The 8,229-nt window shown below is 59.8% G+C and carries 9 protein-coding genes; all 9 read left to right on the plus strand.

Annotation, left to right across the window (positions count from 1 at the left end):
• A partial coding sequence (locus EFAMC2_RS01425) for a GH25 family lysozyme (protein ID WP_154026291.1) occupies positions 1-1,461 on the plus strand: 1,461 nt, incomplete at its 5' end.
• A gap of 260 nt (positions 1,462-1,721) precedes the next feature.
• Positions 1,722-1,973, plus strand: a complete 252-nt coding sequence (locus EFAMC2_RS01430) for a CopG family transcriptional regulator (protein ID WP_187325073.1) — start codon at positions 1,722-1,724, stop codon at positions 1,971-1,973.
• A 291-nt stretch (positions 1,974-2,264) separates the two neighbouring features.
• Entirely contained in the window at positions 2,265-2,951 is a 687-nt protein-coding gene (gene deoC, locus EFAMC2_RS01435) for a deoxyribose-phosphate aldolase (protein WP_154026293.1), read from the plus strand.
• A 12-nt stretch (positions 2,952-2,963) separates the two neighbouring features.
• Entirely contained in the window at positions 2,964-3,731 is a 768-nt protein-coding gene (locus EFAMC2_RS01440) for a GntR family transcriptional regulator (RefSeq protein WP_187325074.1), read from the plus strand.
• Positions 3,732-3,764: 33 nt separating this feature from the next.
• Complete coding sequence (locus EFAMC2_RS01445) at positions 3,765-4,196, plus strand: PTS sugar transporter subunit IIA (protein ID WP_154026297.1); 432 nt, start codon at positions 3,765-3,767, stop codon at positions 4,194-4,196.
• Between the two features lie 17 nt (positions 4,197-4,213).
• The gene (locus EFAMC2_RS01450; protein ID WP_154026299.1) at positions 4,214-4,717 is read left to right on the plus strand and encodes a PTS system mannose/fructose/N-acetylgalactosamine-transporter subunit IIB; all 504 of its coding nucleotides are present in this window, start codon (positions 4,214-4,216) and stop codon (positions 4,715-4,717) included.
• A 4-nt stretch (positions 4,718-4,721) separates the two neighbouring features.
• Positions 4,722-5,549, plus strand: coding sequence for a PTS mannose/fructose/sorbose/N-acetylgalactosamine transporter subunit IIC (locus EFAMC2_RS01455; RefSeq protein WP_154026301.1), 828 nt, complete (start codon positions 4,722-4,724; stop codon positions 5,547-5,549).
• A gap of 18 nt (positions 5,550-5,567) precedes the next feature.
• Positions 5,568-6,428 carry a PTS system mannose/fructose/sorbose family transporter subunit IID gene (locus EFAMC2_RS01460; RefSeq protein ID WP_154026303.1) on the plus strand — a complete coding sequence of 287 codons (861 nt, stop codon included), beginning with the start codon at positions 5,568-5,570 and terminating at the stop codon, positions 6,426-6,428.
• A 350-nt stretch (positions 6,429-6,778) separates the two neighbouring features.
• Complete coding sequence (locus EFAMC2_RS01465; RefSeq protein ID WP_187325075.1) at positions 6,779-7,828, plus strand: restriction endonuclease; 1,050 nt, start codon at positions 6,779-6,781, stop codon at positions 7,826-7,828.
• Positions 7,829-8,229 lie beyond the last annotated feature (401 nt).

Below are 8,229 nucleotides of genomic sequence, written 5' to 3' on the forward strand. Positions count from 1 at the left end.
ACCACCTCGAAGGGCTATGTGCTGAGGGGCGTTCACACGACGTCTGCCGGCAAGACCTACTATGCGGACAACGATGGCAAGGCAGCACGCTCTACCTGGGTTGTCGCCAACAACCTGGTCTCCGGAACGGGTCTGCAGCGCTATTGGTTTGACGCGGACGGCCAGATGGCCAAGAACAGGCTTATCGACAAGGACGCGGATATCGACCGCGGTGCCGGCTACTATGCGTGGGCCACGGGTAACGGCACCATCCTCCGCTCCGCATGGGATAACGGCAACGGCCGCGTGTACCTCGCGGACAACGACGGCCGCCTCGCCACCACGGCGGACGGCAAGGACGGCTGGATCGTCACGGGAGCCTACACGGGCGGCGCGCTTCAGCGCTACTACATCGACTCCACCGACCACGCGGCCATGAGCGGCTTCTTCGTGGTCAAGGGCTATGGCTATATCTATGGTCTTGGCGGTAAGGGCTACGTGATGCGCGGCAAGTCCACGTGGGGCTCGCACATGTTCCTTGCAGACAACGACGGCCGCCTCGCCACGACCTCTGGTTGGCTGGTGACGGGCACCTATGATGGCGGCGCCTTGCAACGCTACTATCTGGACCTCGTGCCCGGCGTCAACAGGGAGTACAACTTCTACGCCGCAAAGCTGGGCTCGTTCACCGTTGGCTCCGATAAGTACTACGGCCGCGAGGACCAGGGCTATGTGGTGCGTGGCCGCTACGTGACTCCCGGCAACGTGCTCATCATTGCCGACAACGACGGCAAGATTTCCTACAACCTTAATGGCATCGACATCGCGAGCTACCAGAACGGCATCGACCTGAGCGCCCTCGACGTCGACTTCGTCATCATCAAGGCCACGCAGGGCACGTCGTACACCTTCAACAACATGAAGAAGTATGCGGATCAGGCGCTTTCCCTCAACAAGAAGCTCGGCTTCTATCACTTCGTGGACACGAGGGTGGGCGCCGAGGCTCAGGCCGACTACTTCGTGAATGCCGTGAGGGACTACGTTGGCCAGGCCGTGCTCTTCCTTGACTGGGAGAACAACGACATGAACGGGCAGAACAACCTGAGCGCGGGCACGAACTATGCCAAGGCCTTCCTCGATCGCGTGTACCAGAAGACGGGCGTGAAGCCGCTCATCTACACGAGCCGCGCCGTCGTGCACCAGTGCGACTGGAGCTCGGTTGCCAACTCCGGCTACGGCCTGTGGGTGGCCCAGTACCCGTACAAGTACTACGACACCAACGGCTACAAGGGCTTTGCCGAGAACCCCGGAACGATTGGATACGGCGGCCACAGCTCGTCTGATTTTGGCGCGTGGGGCTCCAAGCCAACCATCTGGCAGTACACCTCCACGGGCGTTCTCAATGGCTGGAGGGGTCAGCTGGACCTGAACGTGTTCTTTGGATCTTCCTCTGATTGGGACAACCTGGCCAAGCGTGCGTAGGCGGCCAGCTCCTGGGCATATGTGCATCGACTCGGAGGGGCGTCTCGCCGTTATGGCGGGGCGTTCCTTTGCTATGCGTAATTCGAGATGCTCTGAATAGATGTCTCTTAGGTATAGTATTGACCTCCATATGGGCATGGCACGCAATGCGCCCATGCATCTGTCGACTAATTGTTATGCGTGCGGACGAGGTTGCGGGGCTCCAGTGCCATGATCGTTGGTACGGCTGCCTTGCTCGCGCACGGGAGAGAGGGAACTCAATGGAGACGTCAGATTCTGTCGAGCTCGGCCGCGAGGACGGCGCCTACGAGGCCGGGACCGGTCATGACGAGCTCTCTCAGCGTCGTGCGAGTACATCCAAGAAGGTCAATGTGGACTTTACGGTTCGCCAACTTGCCGATCTTGATGACGAGGCCGCATACCTCGGCATTCCTCGCCAGGCTGTCATCAAGACGCTGTGCGACGAAGCGCTCACGCGCCGCCGCATTGAGCGCAAGCGCGCTTTCCAGTAAAGGCGCTATCCGGCGCGCCTCAGTAGGAAGACGTGTTTTCAGCCCGGGCCGGAACAATCTCTGCAGCCGCGCTTTTCGACAGGTGCGCTTTCCAGTAGTCGCGCCTGTCGTTCGCCAAGTACTTGCATGCCTCGGGTTGCCGTACTATTCGCGTGCTCGCGTTAGCTGCTTGCCCGCGTAAGCCGCTTACCGTCCCAAACCTACCGCCCGCGAGTACTCCATGTCTGCAAAAGGTACATAGTCGTATATATACAACCAGCAACGACCTAAACCCAATCGAAAGGAGTCGTCGTGGCTGAGCTGACGGACAAGGAGCTTGCAAAGAAGATTCAGCACACCAACGTCAATCCCGAGCTGACGAAGGAGGACATCCTGAGCCTCTGCAACGACTGCGTCCAGTATGACTTCGATGGCGTCATGCTGCAGCCGGCGTGGGTTCCCACCGCCGTCGAGGCTCTGAAGGGCACCGACATCAAGGTGTGCACGGCCCTCGGCTATCCCATGGGCGCAGACTTCACGGACGCCAAGGTCTACCAGGCGCGCGAGTGCTTCGCCAAGGGTGCCGACCAGCTCGACTTCATGGCCAACATCGGCTACCTCAAGGGCGGCATGTACGATGCCTACCGCGATGAGATCAAGGCCGTGGTCGATGCCGCCGAGGGCAAGGTCACCAAGATCATGCTCGAGTTTGGCATGCTGACCCAGGACGAGAAGAAGCGTGCCGCTGAGCTTGCCATCGAGGCCGGCATCACGTACGTGAAGAACTCGAGCGGTTGGGGCAAGGGTGGCCACGCCACCATCGAGGATATCAAGCTCCTCAAGGAGATTGCCGGCGACCGCGCCCTCGTGAAGGCCTCCGGTGGCATTCGCACTCGCGAGCAGGCGCTCGCCTTCATCGATGCCGGCGCATCGCTTCTCGGAACTAGCGCGGGCGTTGCCATCCTTACTGGTAAAGTGGGCGAGAAGGGCGCCTACTAACAGGGTGTTTTGTTGACGTACGGAACGGTTGAGGCCATGAGCATCGAAGCCATCGAGATTTCTGCGGGAGCCGAACCCATCTATCAGGCGATTGCCCGACAGTTTAGGGACAAGGTGGCCTCCGGCGAGTGGGCCAAGGGCCATCGCATTCCCTCCGAGCAGGAGCTTGTGGCAAAGCTTGGCATCAGCCGAGGCACGCTCAGGAAGGCCATCGGCCTTTTGGTGGACGAGGGGATCCTCGAGAGAACCCAGGGCAGGGGCACGTTCGTGGCTTCGGAGAAGGTCTCGTACCCGTTTGCCCAAGAGCTCATCTCGTTTGCCGAGGAGATGCGGCGCCGTGGGCAGGAGTACCACACACAGGTGCTGAGCTCGGAGGTCATCGAGGCGCCCGCATGGCTACTGAGTCACCTTGATGCCCCCAAGGGCTCGCGGGTCCTCTCGCTTGAGCGCACGCGTGACGTCAACGGAATACCGGCAGTGTTCATGAAGAACTGGGTGCTGCTCGACAAGTGCCCAGGCCTCGACCAAGAAGACTTCACCAAGGTGGGCCTCTTCGAGGCAATAGAGCGACGCACGGGAAAGCGCATCAAGTACGGCGTACGTGACTTTTCCGCAAAGATACTGGACAAGGAACAGGCGCTCATCATGGGGCGCAAGGCGGGGGATCCGGTTCTGTATATGACGCAGACCACCTATGGGCAAGACGAGACGCCCATCGAGTTCTCCAACCTCCTGCTCAGGACCGATCAGTATCAGGTGACCTCAGTCCTCTATCGCTAGCTCGAGGCCTCCGGTGAGGGGGACGGAGCAAGTATGCACATCGTCGTGACCTCTCACGGCACGTTCTGCACGGGAGCGCTTTCGGTTTACGAGATGGTTGCGGGAAAGCCCGACGGCATTACGGCCGTCTCCCTTGCCTTTGATGACACGGGGCAATTTGCGCCCTGGCTTCGTGATGTTGTGGAGTCCCACCTCAAAGAAGGCGTGCTCATCCTCTGCGACATCATCGGCGGAACCCCCTACAACGAGTCCTTCCGGCTTGCCCTAGAGCATCCGGGGCGCGTTGAGGTTCTCGCCAACATGAATCTACCCATGCTCATAGAAACGGGGATGCTCCGCGCCCAGGCGGGGAGCTTGGACGAACTGTATCGAATCGCTGTGAACGCCGGTGTCGAGTCAATCAAGGCGGCTAGCCAGGAGGGTGCTCCACAGGGAGACGAGACGGAAGACGAGGACATGTTCTAGAAAGGGAGGTTAGTGGCATGGCAATCACGTTGGCTCGTGTGGACGACAGAATCATCCACGGGCAGACCACAACGAGGTGGTCGAAGGAACGGCCGGTAGACGGCATCCTTGTCGTTGATGACAAGGTGTTTCACGATGACCTCCGCAGAAGGGTCCTCAAGGCCGCCGCGGGCAACCTCAAGCTTGGCATCTACACCGAGGAGCAGGGCGTCGAGAAGATTCGCGCCGGCAAGGAGTCCAAGAAGGACTTCTTCCTCATCTCCGGCTCCCCTCAGACGTTTGCCCGCCTCGTCAAGGCCGGCGCCGACTTTGGCGGCGAGCTCAACATCGGGTGCATGAACACCCGCGAGGGCGCCCTGGTGGTGGGCAGGACGCTCGCCATCGACGACGCGGACTACGAGGCGTTCGAGTACATGGCGTCGCAGGGAATCAAGCTCTCGTTCCAGCTGCTTCCGGACAACGACCCCAAGAGCTGGGATGACGTCAAGAAGAAGTACGACCAGACGAAGGCAGGGAGGTAGCGTTATGGGTCTGTTCCTTCAGGCGCTTGTCACGGGCATCTTCTGCTATCTCGGAGCCGTTGACTGCCCCTGGGCATACGGCGTGACGGGCGGCTACTACATCCTCGGACGACCGCTTGTGACGGGTCTAGTGCTCGGCATCGTCTTTGGTGACGTGCAGGCCGGCGTGCTTTGCGGCCTTGCGGTACAGGGTGTCTTCATCGCCAGCATGCACACCGGCGGCGCCTCCAGCAGCGAGATCACCTATGCGGGCTACGGTGGCATAGGCCTTGCGCTTGCCACCACCAAGGACCCGGCCGTGGCGGTCACCCTTTCGATTCTCATCGGTCAGACCTTCGGCCTGATTTTCTACAACCTCCGCATGGCCGGATTCTCGTACTTCAATCGCAAGGCAGAGGACGCGTGCCGCAACAATGACAAGCGCGGGCTTTTGATGAACCAGATTGTGTGGCCGCAGATCGTGACCGCCATCGTGCGCATCGTCCCCGTGTGGGCCGCCATCTACTTTGGCCAGGGTGCGGTCGAGGCCATGCTCAACGGCATGCCCGAGGTCATTACGACGGTCATCTCGGTCCTGGGCGGCGTGCTTCCCGCGCTTGGTATCGCGATGCTGATGAACATGCTCATCAAGAACAAGCTCGAGATTGTCTTGTTCCTCTTTGGCTTCTCGCTGGCGGCGTTTGCCGGGCTCAGCACCGTTGCCATCCTGTTCATTGCTCTCGCGTTTGCGTACCTCATCTTTGTGACGAGCGGAAACTCGGAGGCAGCGGCCGCGAAGCCGCAGATGGTTGAGGCCGAGGGTGTGTATGAGGACGAGGGCCTCTTTGACTAGGAAAGGAGTGATGTTCCAATGACCGACAAGAACGAGGTTGCTGAGGTCACGGGTGATGGCAAGCAGCTCAAGCCGCCGCTGACCGCAAAGGAGCGTCGTCAGATTTTCCTGCGCTATGCGTTCCTTCCCGAGTCAGCCATGTCGTACGAGAAGATGCATGGCGCCACGTGGGCGTGGACCTATCTGCCGCTGGCGGAGAAGTACTACAAGGACGACCTGGAGGCCATGCGGCGCCTGCTCGTTCGCCACTCGGTGTTCTACAACACGGAGCCGCAGACCGGTCAGCTCGTGAATGGCATCGTGTGCTCGCTTGAGGAGAAGATTGGCCAGGGGGAGCCAATCAGCGAGGACGTGCCGATGAGCGTCAAGGCGTCGCTCATGGGACCGCTGGCGGGCATTGGCGACTCCATCGTGCAGGGCATCCTGATCCCGACGCTGCTCTCGATTGCCATGGGGCTTGCGGTGGGCGGCAATGCGCTGGGCCCGCTGTTCTACATCGTGGCGTACGGCGCGATTATGGCGGCCGTGACGATCATCTGCTTCAACAGTGGTTACAGGCTTGGCACCAAGGCGATTGACGCCATCATTGGCGAGAGCGCCAAGCGCATCACCAACATGTTCAACGTGCTGGGAACCATCGTGATTGGCGGCCTGGCGGCAACGACGATTGCGCTCAAGACGCCCATCTCCGTGCCGTTTGGCGAGGAGGTCAAGCCGCTGCAGGACATTCTTGACGGCTTCTTCCCCGGGCTTCTGCCCCTGCTGATGGTGCTGTTTGCCTGGTGGCTTATTTCCTCCAAGCGCATGACGGCCACGAAGACGCTGGTGATTCTGGCCGTGGTGACCACGGTTGGCGTGCTGCTGGGACTGTTTGGCTAACGAGCTTGAGCGCCCCCAGCCCGTGCGCACAGGCTGGAGGCGCATGGGTTGGGGAGTGCGTCTGCCGGAACCGAGCGTCTGCAGAAAGTGTGCGCTGGCGGGAGGTTTGCGCTGGCCGCCGGGTGAGGACGGCACCTGGCAGTTGGCACGGGACTTGGCGATTGACGCGGCGTCTAACTATTGACGCGGTGTTTAGCTCTCGGTGCAACATCTACTTGTGGCAGTATTTCCACCTTCCTTTCCTTTTGCCGCTCGGGGCGACCCGGGCGGCTTTTTTGTCCGGAATGCGGTGTACAGTTAACGAAAGAAGGTTGTTATGTCATGCGTTCCTGCGATTAAAGGATGAGACAATGCAATTTATCTGGGATTTTGTCGCATTGGGCTCCCTCGGATGGCTCGCCTACCTCGCTGCGATGGTCCTCGTGGTCCCCGTGGGCGTCTTGGCCGTGGCGGCATACGCGTGCGTCAAGGCGTCACGCCGGCAGGCGAGGGAGCGCGAGCAAGCCGGGGCCGAGGCCGAGGCGCGGCGCGTGTCAGAGGTGGAGGCCGAGGCGCCAAGGCCGAGGGCGAGGCCGAGCGGACGCGCGAGGTTCACTATCTTCGGATGGCCCGTGGACTTCTTCGAGGTCGACGGGCACGACGGCGAGATACTGGCAGTGTTCAACGCCTACACGCCGCATAGCGTCGGGTACCTGCTCGCGCATGGCGAGCGGACGCCGGACAACCCCGACGGCACCGAGTGCCTAGGCATGTGGCCGCACCCGTCCAGGCACTTCGGCGCGGACAAGATATGGGCGTTCAGGCCGGAGGCGAGAGGCAACAAGGTGTGGGCGAGCGGCGAGTTCGACCTGGCGCTCAACGCGCACATGTGGATGTGCCGCGAGATTTCCACGGCATACGGTGCCAAGCCGGAGCCCAAGCCGCTTCGGGGCTACGCAAATTTAGCGGCGGCGAATGGTGTGGATAAGGGTGCCGGTGTGGTTGCCCGCCATATTCCGTCCTCGGGCATCGAATTCGAAATGCTCTTGGCGGATTTATTCTCAGGCATGGGGTTTGAGGTGATGCTAACTCCAAGTAGCTCTGATTATGGAGTTGATCTGATTGTCGGCCGATTTGAAGGCGACAGTAAGATTGCTGTGCAGGCCAAGTACTATGCGGGCAATCCCGTGGGTATAGGTGCTGTTCAGGAGGTCTTTTCTGGAAAAGCTCATTACAAGACCGGCTTTGCCTGCGTTATTACCAATTCCTCCTTTACGAAGAACGCGCAACAGCTGGCTCATGAGACAGATGTCGCTCTAATTGATAACGATTTGCTGAATCGGTTGCTATCGGGAAAAACCGAGGATGCAAAAAAGATGTTTGTAAAGATAGTTAAATCAAGCAATTTATCAAATTATTAAATAAGAAGACATGACTGCTTTTGCCGGGTCCCGTGCGTAAGGAAATACTTAGGTACGGCGTTGTATTTGTGCATATTGGAGGTGGTATGGCATTCAAGTGGGCAGATATGATTCTTTGTCGGCACGGCTTGTGTTGCCGTAACAAGGGGCGTATTGAATGATAACCATGCTCGCACGTATTGTGTTGGTTGAACGGGGTTACATATAAGTCAAGAGTGCTGACTCTTCGGGAGTGCGGTTGAGAATACGCTGAACGGCCCGCTTGCTGAAGGGCTGGCGGTCCGGTCCTGCCGCGGGCGCCACAGTCGGCGCTCCCTACGCATGTGCATGTAGCCCTAAACGGTCTATGTCCCGGCCAAGCCTGGGCTAGTTGTTGCGTGCCATGACGTTGTTTACGCCGG

The organism is Olsenella uli (assembly GCF_901212655.1).
Classification (GTDB): domain Bacteria; phylum Actinomycetota; class Coriobacteriia; order Coriobacteriales; family Atopobiaceae; genus Parolsenella; species Parolsenella uli_A.